The 24,350-nt window shown below is 41.9% G+C and carries 23 protein-coding genes and 1 other annotated feature; of the genes, 2 read left to right on the forward strand and 21 right to left on the reverse strand.

Annotated elements, in window-relative coordinates:
- Positions 1-137 precede the first annotated feature (137 nt).
- The 3 genes from PODO_RS26295 to PODO_RS26305 form a co-directional block, all read right to left on the reverse strand.
- Complete coding sequence (locus PODO_RS26295) at positions 138-1,817, reverse strand: glutamine--tRNA ligase/YqeY domain fusion protein (protein ID WP_036680356.1); 1,680 nt, start codon at positions 1,815-1,817, stop codon at positions 138-140.
- Between the two features lie 81 nt (positions 1,818-1,898).
- Positions 1,899-2,159, reverse strand: a binding site (T-box leader).
- 45 nt (positions 2,160-2,204) lie between these two features.
- Complete coding sequence (locus tag PODO_RS26300) at positions 2,205-3,761, reverse strand: SAM-dependent methyltransferase (protein WP_038573381.1); 1,557 nt, start codon at positions 3,759-3,761, stop codon at positions 2,205-2,207.
- Between the two features lie 55 nt (positions 3,762-3,816).
- A complete protein-coding gene (locus tag PODO_RS26305) occupies positions 3,817-4,671 on the reverse strand; it encodes a copper amine oxidase N-terminal domain-containing protein (RefSeq protein ID WP_038573382.1) in 855 nt (284 codons plus the stop codon).
- Between the two features lie 164 nt (positions 4,672-4,835).
- On the opposite strand from PODO_RS26305, the gene PODO_RS26310 reads away from it, so the two are divergent.
- Entirely contained in the window at positions 4,836-6,020 is a 1,185-nt protein-coding gene (locus PODO_RS26310; protein WP_038573383.1) for an oxalate decarboxylase family bicupin, read from the forward strand.
- A gap of 18 nt (positions 6,021-6,038) precedes the next feature.
- On the opposite strand, the gene arsC is transcribed toward PODO_RS26310, so the two are convergent.
- The 14 genes from arsC to PODO_RS26380 form a co-directional block, all read right to left on the reverse strand.
- Complete coding sequence (arsC, locus tag PODO_RS26315; RefSeq protein WP_038573384.1) at positions 6,039-6,458, reverse strand: arsenate reductase (thioredoxin); 420 nt, start codon at positions 6,456-6,458, stop codon at positions 6,039-6,041.
- 21 nt (positions 6,459-6,479) lie between these two features.
- Complete coding sequence (locus PODO_RS26320; RefSeq protein WP_038573385.1) at positions 6,480-7,769, reverse strand: arsenic transporter; 1,290 nt, start codon at positions 7,767-7,769, stop codon at positions 6,480-6,482.
- Between the two features lie 128 nt (positions 7,770-7,897).
- Entirely contained in the window at positions 7,898-8,224 is a 327-nt protein-coding gene (locus PODO_RS26325; protein ID WP_036680319.1) for an ArsR/SmtB family transcription factor, read from the reverse strand.
- 81 nt (positions 8,225-8,305) lie between these two features.
- Complete coding sequence (locus tag PODO_RS26330) at positions 8,306-8,851, reverse strand: GNAT family N-acetyltransferase (RefSeq protein WP_305953525.1); 546 nt, start codon at positions 8,849-8,851, stop codon at positions 8,306-8,308.
- A 36-nt stretch (positions 8,852-8,887) separates the two neighbouring features.
- Positions 8,888-10,231, reverse strand: a complete 1,344-nt coding sequence (locus PODO_RS26335; RefSeq protein WP_052097337.1) for a sensor histidine kinase — start codon at positions 10,229-10,231, stop codon at positions 8,888-8,890.
- Positions 10,232-10,900, reverse strand: coding sequence for a response regulator transcription factor (locus tag PODO_RS26340; protein WP_038573388.1), 669 nt, complete (start codon positions 10,898-10,900; stop codon positions 10,232-10,234). It lies immediately after the preceding gene.
- A 28-nt stretch (positions 10,901-10,928) separates the two neighbouring features.
- Complete coding sequence (locus PODO_RS26345) at positions 10,929-12,890, reverse strand: ABC transporter ATP-binding protein/permease (protein ID WP_038573389.1); 1,962 nt, start codon at positions 12,888-12,890, stop codon at positions 10,929-10,931.
- A gap of 367 nt (positions 12,891-13,257) precedes the next feature.
- Positions 13,258-13,776, reverse strand: coding sequence for a DinB family protein (locus PODO_RS26350; protein ID WP_038574881.1), 519 nt, complete (start codon positions 13,774-13,776; stop codon positions 13,258-13,260).
- Positions 13,777-13,945: 169 nt separating this feature from the next.
- Complete coding sequence (locus PODO_RS26355; RefSeq protein ID WP_038573390.1) at positions 13,946-14,602, reverse strand: response regulator transcription factor; 657 nt, start codon at positions 14,600-14,602, stop codon at positions 13,946-13,948.
- Positions 14,580-16,961, reverse strand: coding sequence for an ATP-binding protein (locus tag PODO_RS26360; protein ID WP_038573391.1), 2,382 nt, complete (start codon positions 16,959-16,961; stop codon positions 14,580-14,582). Before PODO_RS26360 ends, PODO_RS26355 begins: the two co-directional genes overlap by 23 nt.
- Before the next feature lie 217 nt (positions 16,962-17,178).
- Positions 17,179-17,817 carry a CPBP family intramembrane glutamic endopeptidase gene (locus PODO_RS26365; RefSeq protein WP_169744810.1) on the reverse strand — a complete coding sequence of 213 codons (639 nt, stop codon included), beginning with the start codon at positions 17,815-17,817 and terminating at the stop codon, positions 17,179-17,181.
- Positions 17,818-18,586: 769 nt separating this feature from the next.
- On the reverse strand, positions 18,587-19,819 hold the full coding sequence (locus tag PODO_RS26370; RefSeq protein WP_244886396.1) for a family 8 glycosyl hydrolase: 1,233 nt from the start codon (positions 19,817-19,819) through the stop codon (positions 18,587-18,589).
- A gap of 239 nt (positions 19,820-20,058) precedes the next feature.
- Positions 20,059-20,595: a DUF2812 domain-containing protein gene (locus tag PODO_RS26375; RefSeq protein ID WP_036681393.1), complete on the reverse strand. Its 537-nt coding sequence runs from the start codon at positions 20,593-20,595 to the stop codon at positions 20,059-20,061.
- 16 nt (positions 20,596-20,611) lie between these two features.
- Positions 20,612-20,935, reverse strand: coding sequence for a PadR family transcriptional regulator (locus tag PODO_RS26380; protein WP_036681391.1), 324 nt, complete (start codon positions 20,933-20,935; stop codon positions 20,612-20,614).
- A 137-nt stretch (positions 20,936-21,072) separates the two neighbouring features.
- Between PODO_RS26380 and PODO_RS31380 the strand changes: the two genes are divergently transcribed.
- The gene (locus PODO_RS31380; protein ID WP_155288200.1) at positions 21,073-21,243 is read left to right on the forward strand and encodes a hypothetical protein; all 171 of its coding nucleotides are present in this window, start codon (positions 21,073-21,075) and stop codon (positions 21,241-21,243) included.
- 85 nt (positions 21,244-21,328) lie between these two features.
- Here the strand turns inward: PODO_RS31380 and PODO_RS32190 are convergent, their stop codons facing one another.
- The 4 genes from PODO_RS32190 to PODO_RS26400 form a co-directional block, all read right to left on the reverse strand.
- Positions 21,329-22,369 (reverse strand): globin-coupled sensor protein, encoded by a 1,041-nt coding sequence (locus PODO_RS32190; RefSeq protein WP_280513436.1) that lies wholly within the window; start codon positions 22,367-22,369, stop codon positions 21,329-21,331.
- Positions 22,370-22,544: 175 nt separating this feature from the next.
- Complete coding sequence (locus tag PODO_RS30795; RefSeq protein WP_076148452.1) at positions 22,545-22,874, reverse strand: four-helix bundle copper-binding protein; 330 nt, start codon at positions 22,872-22,874, stop codon at positions 22,545-22,547.
- A gap of 106 nt (positions 22,875-22,980) precedes the next feature.
- Positions 22,981-23,301, reverse strand: a complete 321-nt coding sequence (locus PODO_RS26395) for a metal-sensitive transcriptional regulator (protein ID WP_036681383.1) — start codon at positions 23,299-23,301, stop codon at positions 22,981-22,983.
- A 74-nt stretch (positions 23,302-23,375) separates the two neighbouring features.
- A complete protein-coding gene (locus PODO_RS26400; protein WP_038573394.1) occupies positions 23,376-24,308 on the reverse strand; it encodes a cation diffusion facilitator family transporter in 933 nt (310 codons plus the stop codon).
- Positions 24,309-24,350: the final 42 nt, after the last annotated feature.

The raw sequence follows: 24,350 nt of genomic DNA on the forward strand, positions 1-24,350 counted from the left end.
TAAAGTATATGCTTATTTCTGAAAAATGTAAATATGTTTCATATGGAATTTTCATTTGCTTATAATACTTATGACCAATAACAAAAAAAGCTAGACGATGATCAGAAATTACCCGATCTTCGCCTAGCTTAAGCTGCTTATGAATTTTTCTTCCATGTGTCCTTCAGCGGTACTATCCGATTCAGCACCAGCTTATCTGCCGTGGTGTACTTCGTATCCACACAGAAAAATCCATGCCGGATCAATTGAAATTTATCTTCTGGCGTTGCGTTGCCCATCGATGGCTCCAGCAAACAATCCTTCAGGATCGTCAAGGAATCCGGATTAAGATACGCGTCCCAGCGCTCACCGTCTTCTTTAGGACCGTCGTTATCTTTCAGCAGCCGCTCATATAGATGAACATCAGCTTTGATAGCATGATCTGCCGATACCCAGTGAATGGTTGCCTTAACCTTCCGTTCATTAAACCCGCTTCCGCTCTTCGTTCTCGGATCATAGGTGCAGCGAAGCTCTAGGATTTCTCCGGTAACTTCGTCCTTGATTACTTCGTTGCATTTAATGAAATAAGCACCCTTTAGCCTTACCTCGTTCCCCATAGTCAGCCTGTGATAACCTTTTGGCGGCTCCTCCATGAAATCTTCTTGTTCAATATAAAGGGTTCGTGAAAAAGGAACCTCTCTTTCCCCAAGTGACTTATCTTCACTGTTATTCTCAATCGTCAGCCCTTCATTATGATCCTCAGGATAATTAGTAATGACCACTTTTAAAGGCTTAAGAACAGCCATCACACTTGGAACCTTTGCCTTCAAATCTTGTCTAAGCGCATGCTCTAACATGGCAATATCCACAATGGTGCTATTTCTGACAAATCCAATTTCCTTCACAAAATTCCGGATACTCTCCGGTGTAAAACCTCTTCTGCGTAAACCGCGAAGCGTAGGAAGTCTTGGGTCATCCCAACCGTCTACATAATGGCCTGTAACCAGCTGTCTGATATACCGTTTACTCGTCACAACTCCGGTGATGTTCACCCGTCCAAACTCTCTTTGCTTGGGAGCCTCAGGGGTATCCAGCTCATTCAGTACCCACTCATAGAGCGGCCGATGATCCTTAAATTCAATCGAGCATAAGGAATACGTAATCCCTTCGATAGCATCTTGTATAGGATGGGCAAAATCATACATCGGATAGATACACCATTCGTTACCCGTTCTATAATGCTCCGCATGAATGATTCTGTAAATCACCGGATCACGTAAGTTGATATTAGGTGAGCTCATATCTATTTTAGCCCGCAACACTCTGGCTCCCGTCGGATAATCTCCAGCTTTCATCTCCGTAAATAACCGCAAATTCTCTTCTACAGAACGCTCCCGGAACGGGCTGTTTTTTCCCGGCTCCGTAAGCGTCCCTCTATAGGCTGTCACCTCTTCAGGTGATAAATCACAGACATAAGCCTTTCCTTTTCGGATTAACGTAACTGCGCTATTGTATATTTTCTCAGAATAATCTGATCCATAAAAAATATGGTCCGGTGGATAGCCCATCCATTGAATATCTTCGATGATGGCATTTACATACTCCAGATCCTCTTTTAAAGGATTGGTGTCATCAAAGCGCAAATGGAACTTCCCGCCATACTTTTTCGCAGTCGTATAGTTCGTGTGAATAGCATACGCACTGCCAATATGCAGATACCCGTTAGGCTCAGGTGGAAATCTCGTGCAAATATCTCTACTGTAAGTCCCTGCTCCCAGCTCTTCTTGAATCAATCTGTCGATGTAACTCTCTGCTAATACTTCCGGTTCCTCGTTCATTGGTGTTACCTCCTGTTTATAAGTGATATCCGCCTGCTTAATCTGCAAAATAAAAAGAACCTCACCTCCAAGACTTATGGTCTTGGGGACGAAATTCTCGCGGTACCACCCCAGGTTCATTAATATGTCACCATATTAATCTCATCAAGTACGGCAAAACATCTTACGCAGTGCTTATACTCTAGCTCTATAACAGGAGCTCCCGTCATACCATCCCCTTAGTCCGGTTCCGATATGCCGCTCAGAGGCTTGTTTCGATAAAATCCCCCTTACCCAGTTCTCATCATCCAGGGCTCTCTGTGAAGGAATGATTTCATGTACTCTTCTCGTCATCGCGTTTGATTATTTTGTATAGGATACCAAAAAGATAACCCTATGTAAATGTGCTTATTCCTCGCTCAGCGCCGTGAGAAGCTCCAATACTACTTCATTGTCAGGCTCTGCAGCCAAAGCTCTACGCGCGTATTCCAATGCAGCAGCTTCAGCTCCTAGCTCGTAGTTACAAATTGCCATGCTATAAAGCACTGATGCTAATGGTTCTTCCGTATTGGCATGCATAGAGCGTTCTAAGTAAACCAATGCTTCCGCGAATTTATCCATTTCATACAGCAGTAACCCCGCATCTAGCGACAGGTCATAACTCTGTTCCATCGGATAATAGCCAGTCCACATCAACTGTATTCCTCGCTGTAAATCCAGCATTTCTTCATCACTGGCACTGGGCAGTAGCTCCGAAATCTGTTCAGCACTATGGATAAACCATTCAGCATCATACCCACCCAAACGCCAAAAGGCCAAAATTTGCTGCAGCCCCATCGTATCTAATTGCTGATCCATCCATTCCTTCATACTAAAGAAATCATCGGGACCAAAACGTTCTATAAACCGCTTGTAACCCAGCCGAGTATTTGTATAGCTCAACGGAGTTGGAAGCATAAGAATACAGCCGATGTTCAGGTTTTTATAGTGATGACTGGTGAATATTGAATGCGCCCCTTTTTGTTTCAGCACATGTTCTATCGCATGATAATTCGCAGTCAAAGAGAAGCTTCCGTGATGAATCAGCAATGGAGGTTCTGCAAATTCCCAGTTCTCTAAGCGATGGTCTCCCTTATCCGCTGTAAGCAGCACGAATCCCTCTGTAGAGAGCCGCGCAAGCCGCTCCAGACAAGTGAGCCCCACCACCGGAAAGAGTATATGTGAATCCTCCAGCTTCTGCTGATAAAGCGCTATAACGTCATGATAGGGATAAGTCTCCTCTTCATAACTAGCCGCACGCCGATAATGGTACTGCGGGATGATTTTGCCGAGCGCATCGGAGGGGTTATCCGGATCAACTTCCGCCGAATACTGGATCGAAACCTCACATTCATATATTTTTCCTTCATCCACATAAATTAATTCTTGCGGAATGCTGTCAAAAAAATAATTTGCCACAATCACCAATGGCTGCTGTAAATCACCAGGCCGAATGCTGAGCTTAGCGTGTACTAAATGTAGTTCTACATCCTGCACAGCATCAAAACGTGCGAAGTCCAAAATACCCTGCTTCACGTAAGGAAGTAGGCTCGGGTGCTGCTGCCAACTGGATATATTTTTGGAAGGCAAATCGCTCATCACATAACGAAAAGGAGGTAGAGGAATATCTGCGTAGTCTACGATTTCACACAACTTTTTAAGCACATGGAACGCTAACCGGCCTGCTCCCGCTCCAAGTTCTAGAATCGTAACGGTCTCTGAGAGATGCCCTTGTCCAGCCCGGTCTTGCAGGAATCCAAAGATCATCTCTGCGTATGCTGTTGCAATCATAGGGTTACTCGTGATGTACTGCGGGACCTGATCATTATTCCAAGCCTTTAATCCCTGCTCTTCATAATATGTTCGTTGCAATTCCCAAATCGGTGCTTCGCTGAAGCGATATTGCTGTTCTTTGTTACCTGTCATCTGTTTCTTTACCCGCTCTCTGTCTAGCTTGTTTGAATAATCTATAGCAATTGCCTTATTGCGCTCTAAATGTGCGTGACCTGAAAATGACGTATTCAGCCTCTGTTGGAATGGAAACGGAAAATGATAATAATGCCGCCTTAGAGGTTAACGAATCAGGTCCTTTCAACGTTTGATAAAAAGAATTTCCTTTACTGTCCACACTCACCAGCTCTAATTCCGCGTTTCCTTTAGGGATGATGAATCCGGAGGTATTTTGCACGCCTAAGGTTAATCTATATTCTTTCCCGGATTGAGCCTGCGTTAGCATAGTAGGATATAAAGGATACGGATGTGCTGTCGTTTCGAGTGGATAAGGAGCAAGGGCAAGATCTGCCTCAGGCTTCACCCATTCCTCCCCTTTTCTGGCTCCAATGCCAAGGGTTAATTTATTCACATTATTAAATTGCACTTCCCAGCGAAAAGACTTAAGCCCTTCTAAAATAGGGGAAGCCGGAACAAACAGAGTGCCATCCTTTACCTCTGGAGCAACGCCTAATGATTCTACGGTCTCCCCATTAAAATCTGCCTCTAGCTGCCCTGCTTTAATATTTCCTACAGATCGGTCCAACAGTGAAACAGTAACACTCTTGCTCAGAGCGTCATAGAGCAAATCTGCGCCAATCGCATTGGAGAAGGCTCGAATCGGCACCATTAATTTACCTGCTTTGAAATAAGGGGCGAGTTTACCTGGAAAAAGCACGTAATATCCCCCGTATGACAGTGGCATTACCTGTGTCCCTAACTGGACAGCTGCTGACACCGATGTAGGTGTAACCGCAGATCCCGCGGCGAACATAATCACTAAAAGACCTATTACATAAGCTTTTATTTTCCCTAATCGTTGTAAGGACTCCTTGATGTGAATCATCACAAACCCCTCTCCAGTTCATCTAGAACCTTAGCCTCTATTAGTAATAATCAATGATGACCCTACACATGTCAACTTGTACCACTTCTGCTATCCATCATAAAAGACAGCATTCCGCATATATTTTCATTGAACTCTTAAGGAACAAGAAAGGAGAACATCTTATGACTTCTGCTGGACAGGATTCGGCAAAAAAAACAAACATCCCCCAGCCCATCCGAAGCGATGGCACAGGGGGATTAGATAAAGGACCCCGCGACGTTATGCGGGATCTTGAGAATCCGGATATGTTCGTTCCTCCGGTGACTGATGCGGGCCTGGTTCCCAATTTGAAATTTTCTTTCTCCGATGCGCATATGCAGCTTAATCATGGTGGCTGGTCCAGAGAAGTAACCGTCAGAGAACTCCCTATCGCAACTACACTGGCAGGTGTGAATATGAGCCTGACCCCCGGTGGAGTACGAGAGCTTCACTGGCATCAGCAAGTGGAATGGTCTTATATGCTGTTAGGCCGCGCTCGGATTACTGCTGTGGACCAGAATGGGCGGAACTTTATAGCAGATGTAGGACCTGGTGATCTATGGTATTTTCCGCCGGGTATTCCTCACTCTATACAAGGTCTTGAAGAAGGCTGTGAATTTCTCCTTGTCTTCGACGACGGAAGCTTCTCTGATCTGAATACCTTGTCTATATCCGATTGGTTCGCCCATACGCCCAAAGAGGTACTTTCAGCTAACTTTGGAATACCTGCCGAGACCTTTGACTCCATCCCCACTGAACAGGTTTACATTTATCAGGATCAAGTTCCCGGCTCATTACAAAGCCAAAAGGTGCAGTCGCCTTACGGAGAAATTCCACAGAGCTTCAAACATTCGCTATTGGCACAGCCTCCATTGAAGACTCCTGGCGGGAGCGTCAGAATCGTTGATTCCAGCAACTTTCCGATCTCCAAGACCGTGGCTGCTGCACTGGTAGAGATTGAACCTGGAGGAATGAGAGAACTCCACTGGCACCCCAACAACGATGAGTGGCAATATTATCTTACCGGAAAAGGACGGATGACTGTGTTTGCCGGAAACGGTGCGGCACGTACCTTTAATTACAGGGCTGGCGATGTTGGGTATGTTCCTTTTGCATTTGGACATTATATTCAGAACACAGGAGAAGAATCGTTGTGGTTCCTCGAAATGTTCAAAAGTGATCGTTTTGCCGACGTCTCTCTGAACCAATGGATGGCTCTCACTCCCCATGAATTGGTTCAAAGTAATTTGAACGTTGGACCCGAAGTGACCGATGCCTTACGGAAAGTGAAATGGCCAGTGGTGAAATACCCTAAGTTAAAAGAATAGGTTACTTCCTCCCTTTGCTTATTCACCAGTCTCCGCAAAATGTTTGATTCTATCTCCAATCTGGTCACGCACACGCTGGAACACTGCCCACTTCTCTTCATCCGTCCCTTGCGCTTTTGCCGGATCATCGAAGCCCCAGTGTTCCCGTTTGACCTTCGGAGGGGTCATTGGACATTTATCCGCAGCATCTCCACATAAGGTAATGACCAGATCCGCGTTGTTCAGCAGATTAGCATCAATAATATCCGAGGTCTGGCCCGTGATATCTATACCTACTTCGCTCATGGCTTGTACAGCTTTTGGATTTAGACCGTGAGCTTCAATACCGGCACTGTACACGCTCCATCCTTCTCCTAGATATTGCTTAGCCCAGCCTTCAGCCATCTGACTTCTGCAGGAATTCCCTGTACATAAAAAATAAATTGTTTTCTTGTTCATCTTGATCTTCCCCTATTCAAATTAGTTAATTAACAACCACATATAAAGACCTAAAAGCGTAATAAATAACGTTGGAATGGTTAAAATAATACCTGTCTTAAAATACGTTCCCCAAGAAATCTTCACGCCTTTAGCCGAAAGTACATGCAGCCACAGCAGTGTGGCGAGTGAGCCAATCGGAGTGATCTTCGGTCCTAAGTCCGAACCTATAACATTCGCATATATTAAAGCCTCTCTAATGATTCCAGTGGTATGCGTCGCATCAATGGCAAGCGCGTCAATCAGAACGGTAGGCAGATTATTCATCAGCGATGAGATCAATGCAGCTATGAAGCCCATACCCATCGTTGCGGCAAATAAGCCCTGATCAGCAATAGACCCAATCATCTTAGCAAGTAAATCCGTCAGCCCAACATTCCGAAGTCCATATACTACGACATACATTCCAATAGAAAAGAACACAATCGCCCAAGGCGCTCCTGTAATCACTTCTTTCACCTTGACGAAAGGGCTTCTTCTCGCGAGAAGCAGGAACAAAATAGCTATGATCCCCGCAACCACAGATACCGGAATACCCAAAAATTCGCTGACAAAATACCCTACCAAAAGAACAACCAATACAATCCATGACAGCTGGAACATTTTTTTGTCTTTAATCGCCTCATGCGGATCTTTTAGCTGTGAATCGTTAAAGTGCTTGGGAATACTTTTGCGAAAAAAGAAATAGAGCACCACGATGCTCGCCACAAGTGAGAACAGCGTAGGTATGATCATCTTGCCTGCATACTCCATAAACGTAATCCCGAAAAAATCCGCCGATACGATATTGACCAGATTGCTGACCACGAGCGGCAGTGAGGTGGTATCGGCAATAAAACCGCTGGCGATAATAAACGGAAATACTTTTTTCTCATCAAAATGCAGCGCCCTTACCATCGCAAGCACAATAGGCGTAAGAATCAGAGCCGCTCCATCATTCGCAAAAAATGCAGACACTAACGCGCCAAGAACAATGACATACACAAACATTCGTCTGCCATTCCCGCGGGCAGCCCGTGCCATATGTAAAGCAGCCCATTCAAAAAATCCGATTCGATCCAGAATTAAAGAAATCAGAATAATAGCCACAAACGCTAAAGTAGCATTCCACACGATCTGCGTTACATCCAGAACATCATTAAAGCTGACTACCCCAGCTAGCAAAGCTATGATCGCGCCACCGCAGGCTGACCATCCAATCGATAAATTACGGGGCTGCCAGATTACAAGGATTAAAGTTACTAAAAATATAAGGATAGCTACAATAGGCAAAGTGCCATCCCCCTTTTACTGCCAATCCACATCTTTTTCAACACTCCTATATAAGCATGTGACTTCAATCCAACATCATTATATAACTATATGGTTATATATAAATCAAAAAAATCCTTACCTGAAATTTAGTCGCAGCATGGCTCTTTAGCCTCTTTATTCAGTTCAGCCAATATCGATTTGGTACTAGGCATCTGTTGAAGAACAGCCTTAAGATGTGGTTTATCCTCGACATTTAACGAATAATGTACCCACTGTCCCCGCTTGCTTTCCCTAACGATTCCTCTACTTTTCAATTTCCGTAAATGCTGGCTAATCGCCGGCTGGGAAATGTCAAAGATATCAACGAATTCACACACGCACCATTCCCGCTCTTTCAGAAGAGAAAGCATTGCCAATCGGGTCTTATCTCCGAATAGCTTCAAGTCTTCAGCAATTTCCGTTAGTGTCTGCATTCCTTCTCTCCTCCTTTCGAAAGTATATAAGCTAATACTTATATTCTAGTGAACTTACCAGTGGGAAGCAAGAGTTAATTTTTAGCGGGCTACCGTCCACTCATGCTCCAACATACTGAACATCAAAGAATCCCGCCACCCATCTTTAATAAGTAAAGCATCCCTTAATCTTCCTTCATAGGTCATACCTATCTTGGTGAGCACCTTGGATGATCCACTATTCCTAGGGTCACAGGTCGCGTATATTCGATGTAGTTGCAGTTCTTCAAAACCGAACTTTAACATCCGTTTGGCCGCTGCTGTAGCGACTCCCTGTCCCCAGGCATCAGGATGGACAATATAGCCGATTTCACCGCTTCTGTCCGTATGGCTTCTAATGTTTAATTCAATCATGCCGATCAAATGTTCAGTTCCTACTGCAACTATGGCTTGCGCGAACCGAGTTCTGGGAACTTTTTGAGAGTCTTCTAGTGCTTGGTTCACAAATGAATGAGTTTGATCAGCAGTATTTGGACCCCAAGCTTGAAAACGACACACCCGCTCCTGTGAACAATACGCATGGACATCATTCCAGTCCGTAAACTTCAATTCGCGTAAATAGATAGGACTTCGCTCTAGCATCATCATCCCCCTCAAAGTTTGCCTTAAGCTTCAGCTCATTAACTATTCATAGGGCTGAGAGATAGGGATCGAGACGATAAACTGGGTTCCTACCCCAACCCTGCTCTCCACTTCTATTTTACAATCATGCATTTTTAGAATTTTTAATACAATGGATAATCCAAGTCCATTCCCTTTATGAACGCTGCTCCGCGCTTTATCCACCATATAAAAACGATCAAAAATGCGGGGCAATGCTGCCTCTGGTATGCCTTGACCAGAATCTTTAATAGAAACCTTCACAAACTCTATAGAACGCTCGATTTCGACATGAATGATACCCTCTTGGCTTGTATATTTTATAGCATTATTGATTAGGTTTTGCCAGACTTGATCAAATAAATCTTTATCCACCGTAATTTCGCAGGGCAATAAATCTAATTCTATCTGAATGTTTTTCTGTGCCCATTGTGGCTCCGCCAGAACGATCGCTCTTCTTAACTGTTCATCCAGCTGAAAAGTGGTGAGATTAACCGGATGATGTTCTGAATCCAGCGAGGCTAATCTAAGCAGATTGTCACTTAGGCGGGATAAGCGCAGCGTTTCCTGATAAATAATATCCAGATGCTCTTTTTGCTCTTCTACTGGAACGACACCATCTTGCAGCGCTCTAGTAAACCCTCTAATCGACGTAAGTGGAGACTGCATTTCATGAGAGACATTGCTGACAAAATCATCACGAACTGAATCTATCTTTTGCAGCTCACTAGCCATATGATTAAAGCTTTCCATCAGTTCCCCGAACTCATCTTGATTTTTATGCGTCAATCGTACAGATAAATCGCCTGATGCCATTTTCTTAGCAGCTTCCGTCAGACGTTTGATAGGCTTCACAATGAAACCGGACATCAAGAGAATCAGTAAACTTCCGATGACTAAAACCGTTAGAAGTGTAAAAAATACGTTACGTCTGAATGTGATCAAGCTCGACGAAAAATCAATTTTAATGATTAGCGCAGCTTTATCTTTATCTACGATGGGAATGCCAACAATAGCAACACCAGACTTATCACTAAGCATCACCGCGTCTGAGGAATCTGGCTTAAATAGAGCGGAAACCTTCTCCTTATCCACTGTAAAATCAGCATCACTCCACTCATTCACTCTCACTTTCGCAATATCGACACCATATTTATTGAGTAGTTTAGTAAATGCCTGTGCTTTTTCCGGATCATCGATTAGGTTAAGCACTTTTGCTACGTCTCCAGCTACTCTAATGAAGATATGGTTTGGGGTCACATTATTTTCGGAAAACCGTACATTTAGCAAAAAAGAGATCATTAAGCTGACGATCACAATCCCAATGAACGTAATGACAATACGCAGACGCAGGCTTTTTTTCAACATTTAGGCCAACTCCAGACGGTATCCAAGTCCTCTTACCGTAGAAATAATTAGCTCGGGAATCGATTCAAGTCTTTCTCTCAGACGTTTGATATGCACATCTACCGTACGCTCGTCGCCTTCATAATCGACACCCCAAATATTTTCTATGAGCTGAGAACGCGTGAATATTTGCCCTGGCGAACCCGCCAGAGCAAATAACAACTCACATTCCTTTTTCTTCAACTCCACCGTTCTCTGAGCCGCAACAACGGTCAAATTCCCCAGATCAATCATTACTGCGCCTAATTGAATCACACTCGAGGAGGTTAAATGATATCTTTTTAATAGTGATTTTACCCGCAGGACCAATTCTATGGGATCAAACGGTTTGACTAAATAATCATCTGATCCGGCATTAAATCCTCTGACTTTGTCCTTAGATTCTCCTCTAGCTGTAACCATCAGAATTGGAATATCGATATAAGATCGGATATCTTCGGTCAATTCAATACCATCTACATTCGGCATCATTACATCTACAATCGCCAAATCGATCTTTGTATGCGCTAGAATGTCTAATGCCTCTTGACCGTCTGCTGCTTCCACTACGGAAAATTGGTTTTTTTCAAGATATAATCGTATTAATCTACGGATATGAGAATCATCATCCGCCACTAGAATCGTGTTCATCTCTCAATTATCCTCTCCGCTAACCTATTTATTCATATCGTAGAGATTCCATTGGATCCAGTTTGGCAGCCTTAGAGGATGGCATCAAACCGGCGATAATACTAATCAGGGTACTCACAACGATCCCAAATAACACATAATAACCGGATAGATTAATAAGTTTCACTCCAAAAGCATTGTCCAAGAAAATATTTAACACATAACTAATGACAATGGCAAAGAGTACCGCAAAGATACCGCTGAATACACCTAATAAAGCTGATTCAGAAAAGAATATACGCTTAATATCTTTTTTCCTTGCGCCAATTGCCCGAAGAATCCCGATTTCCTTAGTCCGTTCCACTACACTGATATATAGCACAACCAATATCATGATCCCTGATACGAGAAGTGAAATCCCGGCAATACCAGAGAGAACTATAGTAGCCATATTCACATAAGTTGTGATTCGCTCCATGATTTTTGCCGATTGAGAACCTGAGAACCCAGCATCAACAGCGGCTGCATTAATATCATTCACATATTTCATATCGGTTGCAAAAGCATTAACTTGAATTGGACCTATTGTAATCCCCTTGTCAGCATACATTTGCTCCAAAGTCTGCGCTGGAAGATAACCCGTGGGTTGCATTTGCGCTCTTGGATCAGTGCTTTCATAAATACCAGAGATAGTCACTTCTTGTTCCAATGTGACCGGTTTATGCTTAGCATCCATTTCATTAATATATAGATGAATCGACTTCCCTACCAAAGACTCTGGACTGTCGTTTCCGCTTAATTTACTTGCCGTTTTCACGGGTAATAATATCTCTTTGTCCTCTGGAAAAGCCCCTGCGGTAATCGTCTCTTTATCAAAAGCATCCGTTAAGGTAGTTAATTGTGTAAGACTAACCGTCTGATCTGCATAAACCATAGTAGATTTGCCCGAAATGGAAGTGATGGTTTCTACATAATCAACATTTGGAATATTTCGAATGGTATCAATATCGGCAGCCGTAAACGTTTCGCCCGGCAACATCATTGCCTCTGGACCTTGCATGCCTTTAGCTTCTTCACTGGGTTTAGTTATATCCACGAGTAAAGGATCCATACTTGAATTAATTTCGTCATTCATATAGTTCGTAATTCCATTCCCTAAGGAAAGCATCAACAGTACGCTTAAAATACCAATAGACCCACCCAAAGCTACCAATACATTACGTTTGGCGTTGAGCTTCATATTCTGCAGAGCCATTTTAAAAGATGCAAATAAACTGAGATTCCGGGATGACCCCTCTCCTCCATCGTAACTAATCAAGGAGCGGTCCTTTAACTGAATATCATCTTTAATCCGTCCTTCTTCAACCTTTACGATACGGGTACCAGAGTCGGCTACTTTCTGTGAGTGGGTCACGGTAATGACCAATATCCCTCTTTTGGCTATGCTGTCCAATAAGGCTGAAATTTGATCGCCGGTATCCTTGTCCAAGGCCCCTGTAGGTTCATCTGCCAAAATAATATCAGGATTATTCGCTAGCGCGCGGGCAATGGACACTCTTTGCTTCTGTCCACCGGACAGCTGATTGGGACGTTTTTTCAGGTGCTCTTTCAAGCCTACCTCAGTCAAAATATCTATAGCACGTTTATTGCGGTCCTTCTCACTGGTATCCGTCATCTGCATCGCCACTGTAACATTCTCCAAAACTGACAGATGCGGGATCAGATTGAAATTTTGAAAAACGAAGCCAATATTGTTCTTGCGATAATCATCCATTTCCTTTTCGGTCATCGTGCTTAAATTCTTTCCGCGGACAAGGACCTCGCCCTCATAATCGGAGTCCATTCCCCCAATGATGTTCATCAGTGTGGACTTTCCGCAGCCAGACTCACCTAGAATAGAGACGAATTCACCTGTCTCAAAGCTTAGATTCACATCATGGAGTACTGGCACCTTTTCTTTACCGTACAAAGTATATGATTTCTTTACATGTTTAACTTCTAATATTTTCATTTGTTTCTCTTCCTCTCCTGGTCATACTCTATATCTCTTTTGATGTTTCATATCCTAACAAATTTGTGTGAACTGATAATGAACTGGATAGCCACATGGAAGAGTCAGAGCTACAGCAGATATTTAGGTTAAGCAATATAAAAAGGCGAATTCACACTCAAAATGAGTGGAACTCGCCTTTTCTATTCGGCTTATTTTCAAAAGAAATTAGTGCATGAGGTAATAAGCTAATCCTCCAACTTGTTTTCCGGCGTAATAAACGATGTCTATAATCACCACTGTTAATACAAATTTCGAGAGCAGCGGATATTTCTTAAATAAAGGCTTTATAGTTTTCTCTATGTACTCCATTCGCGCGCTTCCTTTCTTAAGCTAGTGCTCTTTTTCGGATCAGCCTAATCTGGCCTCTATGATTGATTTCATCCTCAAAAACGTGAAACCACATAAAATAGTAGTTCGCAGGTTTGTTATGCCAGAATTCCTCTTCAGTATATAACCAATTATCATCGACGGTTGCGAATAATTCATAAGTCTTTTGTCTAACTTCATTTAGGCGATCTAAATAATAGCTTAGGTCATTCCCCTTAATATTGGCTCGTCCTTCGTCGCCTAAATTTAATGCTGGTCCCCATCTTGTTAGCTCTTCTTCAGACAAATCTCTTTGCTCAAACGTTGCCACTTGATATGCATATTCTACAGCAGCGTAGTGCAATAATAACGCTCCAATAGAGTTACTCTGAGCATCCAATAAATAATCCAGTTGTTCCACAGTTAGACCCTTAACGGCTTCTAATGTTGTATATCTTGCATAGTTCATCATGGATAAAAGTCGGCTGATTTGCGGCGAGTAACCTGGGATATCTGTAATCAAAAATAGTTGGTTCATGTCAATCATATGGATGTTCCTCCTTGATTTCTTCAGAATAATACATCTAAATACCTGAATGGTTCAGAATTATGAATTACAGGTAATGACGATCAAGATGTCAAAGTGAGGTGCTTAACACCATGAATAAAACTAACAAAACTATGTATTGGGTTGTATGGGCTTCAACTTAGAAAGTCTCCATCCTAACAAGACCTAGTCGTTTACCCTCAACAATAGCCTCGGATCTGGAATGTACACTAAGCTTCTCAAAGATTCTCGTCAGGTTATACTCCACAGTCCTTTGTGACATTAAAAGCTTGCTGGCTATGTCTTTATTGCTTTTTCCACTAGCTACTTCTTGGAGTATTTCCTGTTCTCTTTGATTAATGGACACTTCTTCAAGCAGCCGATTATCCCGGTGATTAGAAATCTTGATATCATTTCTTCGTAGCTGTTTAAGTAAAGACACCGGAATGACCGCCTCATTCCTCAGTGCACAACGAATGGTATTTAACAACTGTTCTCGGGAAGCTGTCTTAGAGATAAATCCTGTGACCCCTGACTCCATCAAAAGATTATAATGAGCACTGATCTCATATCCGGTATAAATCACCACTTTAGATTCAGGATCACGTTGAACGGCTCTTTTGGCGAATTCAAGTCCGCTGATCGTAGGCATGTTGAGATCGCATAAGATCACATCAAATTCTTGTTGCTCCAGCCTATCCAAAGCTTCCATCGCTGACAAAACAAAAGTAACCTCCATATCCGCGTCCTGCTCAATCATAGTTTTGGTTCCTTCTCCGACTGAAGGATGATCATCAACCAACAAGATACGTATCATCGTCATCGCCTCCTCTGTGCTTTTCTTCTACAAAAGCCATTGTCGGTAAATAAATAATAACCTCCAGTCCCTTCCCTTTCTCCGAGTTAAAAGTACATTGCCCCTCTAAGCTCGCAACACGTTCTTTGATGCCGGACAGGCCCATATGCTGAAAAGATTCCCTGATATCAACTATATTCATGCCAATCCCATCATCCTTATATCGGAAATAGAGATGCTCTTGCTGGTCCAGCTCAATTTCAATCTGATTCGCCTTGGCATGTTTCCCGGCATTCCGCAGGAGCTCCTGTACTATTCGATACAACGCAATCACCAGATCATCACTTAGCTCACCAATCGGACTGGATGTAAAGGTGATAATGTAGTTAGACTGCAGCTGGGCATACTCAAACAATAGTTCCAGTGCCTTCACAATTCCGGTCTCTCTTAGCAGCGGCGGACGCAGTTCATTGCAGGTCTCCCTAATCTGATATATCACATCCAGAAGTCCCTCTTTAATCTGAAGCAGCTCTGGCAAAATATCCGCCTCAATAACATGATCGGAGATCAGTGTTTCCAGCCTGCGAAGCCAAATGAGCTGATCCTGAAGAGCAGAATCATGTAAATCTGCCGCCAGCTTTCTGCGTTCTTTCTCTGATAAGTTAAAGATCAGGCGTAGAACCCATGGTGCTGCATGTAACTCTTTTTTCATCTCTGCTTCAAGGTCTTCAATCAAGCCTTCAATAAGATATAAATTCTCATAAACAATACTCGCATAATTTGCGAGGGTATTTAACCAGTTAAGCTCATCCGAATTAAGTTTTGTATGATTCTTCTTATGATCAATCCAGAGGAAATGAAATTTTTTTTGGTGACGTCCGATTACGAGTAAGATCCCTTGTTTGAGTTGAACTACTTCTCCTACCTTAAAAACTGGAGATTTCGATAAAAATTCTATGTTGATCTCTTGGCCCGAATTGTCGACTATTTGTTCGAGGTTACTCATATCCTCATCTCTCTCAAAAAAAGCAGACAGACTAACCGGTAAAATCTCATTGATTTCCTTGTAAATTGCAGCCTCCAAATCAGACCGCTTCATCACCTTGGAGATTTGCTTCGAGAATCGCTCCAGACTACCTTGATAATGATAAAGCTCACGGAACAGTTTAGGCCGGAAATAATAATCTATTTTCTCCTTAAAGAATAAAAAAATTGTAATAGATAAATATACAACCAAAAACATCTGAATCCATTTGATCCAATCATACTCTTGCCTGCTCTGAATGATCGCAAGTACGGCTACAATCATTAGCGCCGGAAAAAAAGCAATTAATAAATAATATTTAAACCGATTAAAAGCGAAATCAATATCAAATAGTTGCCTAGCCGTCAGCAGATAAAAATAAGTAACTGGCATCAAAAACAAAAAGATCGTAGTAATTTCGTAAGGAATCAGGTTGACCCCAACAGCAATGGGTGCAGCTGAGAAGAGAACAAAAGGTGTAAACGCAAGGATTTGTCCGGTAAGCATAATTTTAAACATCGATTTAAGCGCTGTGCTTCGATAAGTAACGTATAAATGTAGCAGCTTAAATATGCTGTAAAAAATCCCGAAAACAAAGAACCCAATAATAATTAACCTTATAAAGGAATACAAGGATCTATCCCATGAGTAAACCATTAGACTGGAGGTGGAAAATAGGCTTAATAAAATAACCAGGCCGTAGTATATTTTGATTACAGTAGTAGATAAAACTAACACACCAAATCGTTTCAGATATACTTGGAGAAAGTGAATAAAAACCAGTGGAATTAAAGGCAACACGCAACCCATCGCGATTCTACCTATAAGATCAGATCTACTTGAAGCATATCCCGCAAAGTAAGTTATTCCGACTAATAAAAAGAATGAAATCAGCAGCTCTGCTGAGCGCTCCCCGCTTCTCCTGCGGTATAATAGAAGGCTTAACACTGCCAAAAAAACAAATGTCGCTCCAGGGACTACAAGCTGGGTAAACGTATGATATATGGAGGATTTATTCTCAATATCATAATGCAAAGCAAGTGGAGCACCCCCCTTGGAGTTACGAAGAAGGTCAACGGATTGAACCTGAGTTAAGCTTCCATATCTAACAGCTTCATCCACTTTGTCAATCGGTTTCCCATTAACCCGTAATAAGATATCCCCTTCCCTTAAATTCTGTTTATACCCTTCGCTAAAAACGTCTGCCTCAGCAATATAATATTGCCCTCGTTCATTCTGCTCCAGACCAACGCCAAGCAAGATATTAGAGTGAATGACCCCCACAAAATGAATAATAAGAAAAGCAAAAATGCAAAGTAACCCTGATATGAATAACTGGCGGAGTTTTACTGTCATTTCAAATCCCCCGAACGAACAAAATTATACATATCTCTATTCTTAGTTGGTATTCCCCTACCATTTTATATGAATCACACAGGAAATTATATACTTTTATGCATGATATTCCTTCCCTTCTAAATGTCCGCATTGAATTATAGCTCTATTCTGGCTTTTTGCTGTTTCACTCTGTGGTTTCGATTCAGAATCCATATAGCTGCGCAGCCATATAAAATCATTGGAACCCAACCGCTTTCCCCGGCCAAATACTACCGGAGGACAGACGCAGTTCATTTATAATGATGCCCGCAAACATAACAGATAAGGTAAAGAGCACCACCACGAGCCAGCGGCTTCCAGAGGAATGATAAGCACGCGGCCCAAGAATCGCCGGATAATGCCATATAGCCCAGATTAAGCCCATTGTTACACTAGAACTTACTCTTCCCATCCATTGAAAACGCGGGAGCAGCCAACCCCTCCAACCGATCTCTTCCCCCAAAGCAGATAACGAACCAAGGACAATGTAAACGAGCAAATATATAACAATCTCGATCCATGAATCTGGAGGAATTAAGCTTGAAGTCCATTCCATCCAATAGACAGCATAACCCGCTCCCAGTGAACCTAAGGGAATAACTAAAGCCAATATGTATTCTTTGCCTCCCCTAAATTTGAAGCCCAACCTTCTCCATCCCTCAGCACTGTATCCATCTCTCACAATCAGAAACATCATGATACATACTGCGAAAAAAGGAGTAAACCCATACAGACCCTGTGCCGATTCCGGAAGCAGTAACATCCCTAACGCCATTGCCCATACGATAATAATAAATAGTAGAGATTGTTTCTTGTCTGAGAGCAATATTATCACCTGCCTTTTTTAGATATAAGGAACTACATTTTCCTATTTAATCCAATTGTATATAAACTGGCAGGACGTTTCACCGAAAACAACGTTCGTTAAAACCACAATTCTTTTGCGGTACTGCTTATCTGTATGCCGCAAAGTCTTCAGAAAGGTTGTCCCAAAAATAGTGAAATGGTGAGCGATGTGCGATGTGCAGCGTAAGTGTAAACTAATTAGGGAAATACTCCCTGAAAATAGCCGATATTCGCTCTAAAAGGACAAAATCAGGGAATTCCTCCCTAATAATCAGGGAGATTTCTTTATTAGTTACTGAATCGGCCAAAATTTAGGGAAGTTTTCCCTAATTATATGTCTGATGAACAGAAATCTCTGAATTTCAGGGAGAAATTCCCTAATTGCTGTATAAGTGCTTCACTTATTGCATCATTTGGAGCATCATTAGGTACGCCCCATGATTCAATTGGTTATCAAATAAAGGATGCTCCGCCGTACGCCGAATGACGGAACCGGAAAGTGTATTTGGATAACCGAAGAACAAACGAAGATTGCGGGGATCTCGGGGATTACAGGGTTTTATGCATTGCAGCACATAAAAGTGACATTAGAGATCAGGTGTCTTTACTTTTGCCCATAATCTACTGAAGCAAGCTGCAGTTGACCAAAAATGCAGAACAGCGATTCTCCAATATTAGGAGAATCGCTGTTCTGTTTGGCTTTTATGGTTTTGGGCATGAACGTTTTGGGGGCAGCCTTTTTCTACCTAAATATTCTCTTAATAGGTCCACCAGTTGCCAGACATAACGATCATCGAAAATAGCTTGATGCTGTCTTCATAGTAATCTTCTGCAGCACTGCTTGCTGTGTGGCTCCAGAGAGAATTCAACCAGCTTTGGTAAGTTGATGAGGTCATCGCACTGACCCCAAATGGAGCATAGAAAGCACCGCTATTGTAACTTCCAAATACGGTTCCGTTTAGCTTGTACCCATCTTTTATACTACCAGGTGTACTGCTTACTTTAGTCTTAATCCAGCTATTCATCTTATTAAGCTGCGTAAGCGCCCTGCTGTCTCCAGTAATCAAATAATCTGTTGCGATCCGCCATGGGGTACGACAAGAATTGTAATTGTAATTCCCGTCATTGGCATCCTCAAGGAAATTCGCCGCAGCAGGTTTATACACACCCCCAGAGTAAACTACGAAATCAGGCAAGAGTCCAGTGCTAGAGCTATAACCCGTATAAAGGCTATTTATAATCGTGTACGTTTTATCGATAACATTCGTCCAGCGGGTATCTCCTGTAGCCTGTTGGAATGCTTTTAAATGATTTAGCATGAAATCCGAAGGTCTAGTTGCTGTATTATACGAGCCACTATTCGCCCAGTCACCTAGACGGATCGTCCACTGTGTCTGGTTAATCTCATTGTCCATAATCGCATTGATGATATCTTTTGCGACTTGTAAATAATTGATCGTACCACTACTTCCCCACTGCTTGTCCGCAAGCAGCAATGAGAAAGCTATATCCATATCTCCATCTGTAGCCGAATCCTCTCCTTCAATGTTTTGAAAGCTGCTATTTTGCTTCCAGGACATCAAATAAGGGTTAATTGTACTTGGATGAGCCTTGTAATAATTATATAAGCCGTCAAAATAAGTCTGAGCATTACTGTCATAACCAGCCATCAAAACTGTGAACAACATCCCGTAACCATGTGCTTCAGATACCGTTTCTCCATCTGAATTATACTTAACGTAATATTTGCCAGTGCCAGCTGGTTTGAGATAGGCCGTTTTCCACGCATCCCATTTAGTCTTCACTGAATTATCCATACTGGTCTGGGTTACATTGTTCGGCTTGATAGATCCACTCGTGTAGGTGGTGTGTTGCGGAAAAGGTTTGTTCACTGCTGCAAACGCGGAACCGGCAGGAAGAATACTAATTACCAAACATACGACAATAAGGCTTCTCCAACTCAACCTAAGCTTTGCATTCTTCTTCAACATTCCTTGCCTCCTCTTCAATTGTGGTAATAAATTTGAAAGAAAACAGCAAGCTAATTCGTATTCGCTATCATTGTAATACATAATATGGAATTAATATATAATAAATCCCATTAATAGATCATTAGTACTATATATCTGAGACTTAGATTTGTTCTCACTCCTCAACTAAAAAAAAGGATGGTTCCACAACCAACTTCATTCATGGCTGTGCATACATCCTTTAGATAAAAATTCATTCGCTATTCTCGTAATTTATTTAATTTAAGTCGATACGCAATGTATGGAAGACCCGGAAAGACCAACATACAAAGTGTGACCACTACTAACACTAGGCTGATATTCCTCACCATCTCAGGTAACCATCCATTAACGCCCAAGATCGCTAGGAAGATAAAAACAATCAAAGCTATAAGCAATGGCAAGGCTGCTTTGCTCATCGTTTTCTTTTCACGTTCATATTTGTCAATGAGGGTCCCCGTGTCTGAGTAGATAGGCGCCGTACCTGCAGCTGCCCGAAAGATATGAAACCCATTTCCGGCAGAACAGACATAGGTCCATCCGGCATCTTCAAAAATCAAATAATACTCCTCATCCACATTCGTGTGATAATCTACACTGTACTCAAAAGTCTGGGGATCTCCCTTTCTTAACTTATAACCAAATGGTGCAAAGCTTTCCAGGAGCCAGCCCCTTTTGGCATACTTACTCAATTTCTGCATATCACCTTTTTCAGTAAAAGCTAAGCCCCCGCTGGTCACATATTTTGTATTCTTCATGCCTATTCCCCACCTTTTATTTGAGAATTTGTTCTGCATGTCTAATCATTTCTTTTCGGCGCTCTACTTCTTTTCTTAGCAATCCAATCCCTTTTTCTGTTGCAATATACGTTTTTCGTTTGTCATCCTCTTCTTCTTTATACAGCTCAATAAATTCAGCCGCTAACAGCTTCTTAATAGTTGTATACATGGAAGCAGGCCCAATTGAAAATTGATTGTTCGTCATCGTTTCGATCGATTTCATAATTAGATATCCGTGTTTGGCTTCGACTAAAGATAAGAGAATATAAAATGCAGTGTCTGTGAGCTCTCCCATTTCCAATGAGTCCGTTCTTGACACTTAATCACCTCCTCATATGTATCATTAAAAGATATATCATTAAATGAACTATATCTTTTAATGATATACTTGTCAACTGCTGGCATAAAATTCAAACTACCTTCTCATACTAGGTGAAGAATATGGAGGTGAATGTCATGCCCAAAAATAGTGCCAATCCCAAAGAAGCTCCAGGTAAACATCAACCAAGTAAGAAAAACAATGCGGAGAATAACAACAATTTCAATGAAGCCGCTCAGATGGTGAACATCGATAAGGCTGCTGATTATGTGCCCAGCTTAAACGGTGTCTCCAAAACTGATGTCTAAGCTAGACCGCTAATAACTTCTTATATTTCAAACAAAAAAACACTCCTCAGAATTTTCTGAAGGAGTGTTTCAATCCGTGGCAGCTTCATTTCAAGCTCTCTAACTCAGCAGTCACTTTTTCAATTAAGTTCACGAAGGAAGCCAGCTCTTGAGAGCTTTTGACTTGATCCTTGGAATACATTGAGTTATGTTCCGATTCTTTTTTCACCTTGGAAAGGGTGGCATTGATATTGTCTAGTTTCTGGTCAATGGTTACCAATGAATCCTTTGAGCGGCGGGCTAGCTTACGAACCTCATTAGCCACAACTTCAAACCCTCTTCCAAACTCCCCAGCTCTGGCCGCTTCAATAGCCGCATTTAAGCCTAAAAGATGCGTATGATCAGCCACTTCTCTAATCATCGTACCCACTTGATGAATAGACTCCACCTCTTTGTCTAAATATAATACCGTTTGATGCGTTTTCTCTTGATAATCAGCATTTTTACTAGCTAAACTTTCTATCGATTCACTGCTATCCTTTAATTGAACCATCAAAGATACCAGCTCCTGAACGGCTGAACTCACTCCTGTAAGCAGGTGATTTTGCTTCTCAAGCAAGTTTTCAATTTTTGCTTTTTCATCCACTTCATAGGCTTCAAGAACGAGCTGTGAATCGAGATTAAACATCTTGGTTAAGGCATGAATAACAGGCTTCCACTCGTTTGGTAATATCCGTTCAAAATAAGCAGTAGCCAGATCCAGATATAATATGTACGTCCCCAAATACCAATTCGTTGTTAATCCAATACGAGAATGGATTTTCCCGATAAGCAAACGTCTTTCAATAAATGCTTCATCGATCACACCAGAGGCCATGGATAAAAAATACCACTGCTGTGTTTCTTTTAATCGATCCAGTGTACTGTGCTGCTCAATGATGTGGAGCAATTCTGGCTCCATCGTCATCTGTTTATACAGTTCCTCAACCAATGAGCTAACGATTAATTTGAATTCTTTCTCCTTGCTTTTTAATAATTCTAAATCAGCTTCAGTAATCCCTATGTAGCTAACTTGCTGGAGTCGTTCTGGACTAAGATTGATCATAACGTTGTTAACATCCCCCTCATTCTGTTTTTTCTCAGCCATCCCCTATGGCATCTATATCTCTTGATTATAAAGGTATTATTTCAATAAATTTTAACACTATATTTACCTATATTGCTTAATAATTTTACAAAACCTCACTAGTTGCCCTTAGATTTGGCTTCCTATTCATGAATAAAGGACTGCCGCGGCAGCCCTTTCAGTTTCAAGCTTTAATTTATGCCGCCATTTCACGGCAAACTTTTGCACAAGCAAAACAAGCTTCTGCACATTGCTGGCAATGTTCATGATCATGCTTTTGGCATTCGTTGCCGCAGGCTTCACAAGCTTCTGCACAAGCCAGACAAATTTCTTTTGCATATTTACTGTTCATCGACATCGCATGAGCTGCGAACTCGCATATATCTGCACATTCACGATCCAGGCGAATGCACTCCTTCATCATCCCCACATGATCCTCATCCAAACAAGCTGAGTAACAGTGATTACAAGCTACCATACATTTCAAACACTCTTCAATACACTCTTTGTAGTTTTGATGTGCCATAACACATACTCCTCTCGAAATCATCAATTAGGATAGTCCCCTACTCTATATATACCCAATTTGAGCAAATAAAAAAGGATTCCAAGGAATCCTTCCGATTGATCAATTATCTAATTAATTTATTGATGGTAACTAATAGCTCATCCAGTACCTCGTTCTCACCATCCTGGATACGTTCCACTACACAACTTTTCATATGATGCTCCAGCAAAAGCTTGCCCACGCCGTTCAATGCAGATTGGACCGAGGAGATTTGATGCAGCACATCATCACAATAGGTGTCTTTTTCAATTAACCCTTTTAGCCCTCTAACTTGACCTTCAATTCTATTGAGCCGGCTAATCAAATTCTTTTTAGTTTTATCTGAGTGATGACTTTTCCGCTCATCCGTACTGCATGATTCATGCTCGTGAGTCAGATTATCCATGCACCGATCACCCCTTTCCTCGTATTTTTATTATACTATAGCCCCCCTATTCTATTCAAAAAATAAATCATTGATTAGATTTTCAATTCTTCATGAACTATAGCGGAAGTTTCAACCTGAATGGTTGTATGTTGAATTTTGAAATGATCGGCAATTAACCGAATCGCTTGCTGCAAAATGCGTTGGTCATCTGCTTCCTCTTCAATTAAGATATGACAGCTGAGTGAATCTAAGCCCGAAGTTATGGTCCAGATATGCAGGTCATGAACATTTCTAACCCCCTCAATGCTTTCGAGGATTTCCTTTACTTCAGCTGGATTAATTGTAATCGGTGTGCCTTCCATAAGGACATGAACGGTATGTTTGATAATTCCCCATGCCCCTCTAAGAATCAATAGAGCAACCAGAACGCTTATGATAGGATCTGCAACATACCAGCCAAAAATCATCATAATTAAACCGGCAATAATCGCCCCTACCGAACCTAAAGCATCACCAAGCACATGGAGATAAGCACTACGGAGATTAATGTTATTTTTCACATCCCCTTTTCTCATAAGCGACCATGCACTAGCTACATTGGCTAAAAGACCAATACTTGCGATCAGCATCATAGAACCACTGGCAACCGTTGGCGGATCAAAAAATCGCCCATAAGCTTCTACAATGATAAATCCAGCAACTACAAATAAAGTAACTCCGTTTAAAAGTGCCGCCAAAATTTCAAATCGATGAAATCCGTACGTTTTGTTCGGAGAAGCAGGTTTGGTTGCGAACCAGACCGCTACTAGGCTTAATGCTAGAGAGCTTGCATCGTTTAGCATATGCCCACTGTCCGATAACAGGGCTAAGCTGTTGGTAATTAACCCTCCAAAAAACTCCAAAAACATAATTCCAACCGTAATGATTAACGCAATCATAAGCCCTTTTTTATTTCCACTTGGATCAAAATGATGATGCCCGTGAGCGCCATGCGAGTGATTGTGTCTTTTCTTCTTGTTCATCATGCTTAACCTCCTATTACCTTCAGCTAGATAGTATTCGTAGCC

Origin of the sequence: Paenibacillus odorifer (assembly GCF_000758725.1) — a bacterium.
In the GTDB taxonomy this organism is placed as follows: Bacteria; Bacillota; Bacilli; order Paenibacillales; family Paenibacillaceae; genus Paenibacillus_AQ; species Paenibacillus_AQ odorifer.

Coding starts and splice junctions, on each gene's coding strand:
- PODO_RS26295 (WP_036680356.1), bottom strand. CDS start 1,817: ATGAACGAGGAACCGGAAGTATTAGCAGAGAGTTACATCGACAGATTG.
- PODO_RS26300 (WP_038573381.1), bottom strand. CDS start 3,761: ATGACAGGTAACAAAGAACAGCAATATCGCTTCAGCGAAGCACCGATT.
- PODO_RS26305 (WP_038573382.1), bottom strand. CDS start 4,671: ATGATTCACATCAAGGAGTCCTTACAACGATTAGGGAAAATAAAAGCT.
- PODO_RS26310 (WP_038573383.1), top strand. CDS start 4,836: ATGACTTCTGCTGGACAGGATTCGGCAAAAAAAACAAACATCCCCCAG.
- arsC (WP_038573384.1), bottom strand. CDS start 6,458: ATGAACAAGAAAACAATTTATTTTTTATGTACAGGGAATTCCTGCAGA.
- PODO_RS26325 (WP_036680319.1), bottom strand. CDS start 8,224: ATGCAGACACTAACGGAAATTGCTGAAGACTTGAAGCTATTCGGAGAT.
- PODO_RS26330 (WP_305953525.1), bottom strand. CDS start 8,851: ATGATGATGCTAGAGCGAAGTCCTATCTATTTACGCGAATTGAAGTTT.
- PODO_RS26335 (WP_052097337.1), bottom strand. CDS start 10,231: ATGTTGAAAAAAAGCCTGCGTCTGCGTATTGTCATTACGTTCATTGGG.
- PODO_RS26340 (WP_038573388.1), bottom strand. CDS start 10,900: ATGAACACGATTCTAGTGGCGGATGATGATTCTCATATCCGTAGATTA.
- PODO_RS26345 (WP_038573389.1), bottom strand. CDS start 12,890: ATGAAAATATTAGAAGTTAAACATGTAAAGAAATCATATACTTTGTAC.
- PODO_RS26350 (WP_038574881.1), bottom strand. CDS start 13,776: ATGAACCAACTATTTTTGATTACAGATATCCCAGGTTACTCGCCGCAA.
- PODO_RS26355 (WP_038573390.1), bottom strand. CDS start 14,602: ATGATACGTATCTTGTTGGTTGATGATCATCCTTCAGTCGGAGAAGGA.
- PODO_RS26360 (WP_038573391.1), bottom strand. CDS start 16,961: ATGACAGTAAAACTCCGCCAGTTATTCATATCAGGGTTACTTTGCATT.
- PODO_RS26370 (WP_244886396.1), bottom strand. CDS start 19,819: ATGTTGAAGAAGAATGCAAAGCTTAGGTTGAGTTGGAGAAGCCTTATT.
- PODO_RS26375 (WP_036681393.1), bottom strand. CDS start 20,595: ATGAAGAATACAAAATATGTGACCAGCGGGGGCTTAGCTTTTACTGAA.
- PODO_RS31380 (WP_155288200.1), top strand. CDS start 21,073: ATGCCCAAAAATAGTGCCAATCCCAAAGAAGCTCCAGGTAAACATCAA.
- PODO_RS32190 (WP_280513436.1), bottom strand. CDS start 22,369: ATGGCTGAGAAAAAACAGAATGAGGGGGATGTTAACAACGTTATGATC.
- PODO_RS30795 (WP_076148452.1), bottom strand. CDS start 22,874: ATGGCACATCAAAACTACAAAGAGTGTATTGAAGAGTGTTTGAAATGT.
- PODO_RS26395 (WP_036681383.1), bottom strand. CDS start 23,301: ATGGATAATCTGACTCACGAGCATGAATCATGCAGTACGGATGAGCGG.
- PODO_RS26400 (WP_038573394.1), bottom strand. CDS start 24,308: ATGATGAACAAGAAGAAAAGACACAATCACTCGCATGGCGCTCACGGG.